This is a genomic window from Rhodococcus sp. NPDC127527 (genome assembly GCF_042672245.1).
Taxonomy (GTDB): domain Bacteria; phylum Actinomycetota; class Actinomycetes; order Mycobacteriales; family Mycobacteriaceae; genus Rhodococcus_G.
This window is the reverse complement of record NZ_JBHXVP010000035.1, coordinates 1,413-1,738: the sequence shown is the minus strand read 5'-3', so window position 1 is coordinate 1,738 and position 326 is coordinate 1,413. Positions and strand designations below refer to the sequence as shown.

Annotated in this window: 1 protein-coding gene; it reads left to right on the top strand. The window is 70.2% G+C overall.

All coding sequences use genetic code 11. From position 1 onward, the window contains the following. On the top strand, positions 1–326 hold a 326-nt coding region (locus ACFVH2_RS24935; RefSeq protein WP_378475742.1), incomplete at both ends, for an Ig-like domain repeat protein.

The following is a 326-nucleotide window of genomic DNA, read 5'->3' as shown; positions in this document are numbered from 1 at the left end:
GTGACCGGTGGTGCGAACGGTGACACGGTCGAGTTCTACGACGGTGCGGCCAAGGTGGGTACGGGTGCGTTGAACAACGGTGTCGCGACCTACGCGTGGACCCCGGCCGCCGGGGCGCACTCGCTGGTCGCGAAGTACCTGGCGACCTCGAAGGCGAACGCCTCGCAGTCCGCCGCGCAGAACGTGAACGTGTCGGTCCCCGACGTGTCGACCACCACCACCGTGACCGCCCCGGCGTCGGTGGTCGAGGGTGCGGGCGTGACCCTCTCCGCTCAGGTGGCGCCGACGCCTGCTGGTGGCACGGTGCAGTTCAAGGACGGTGCCGC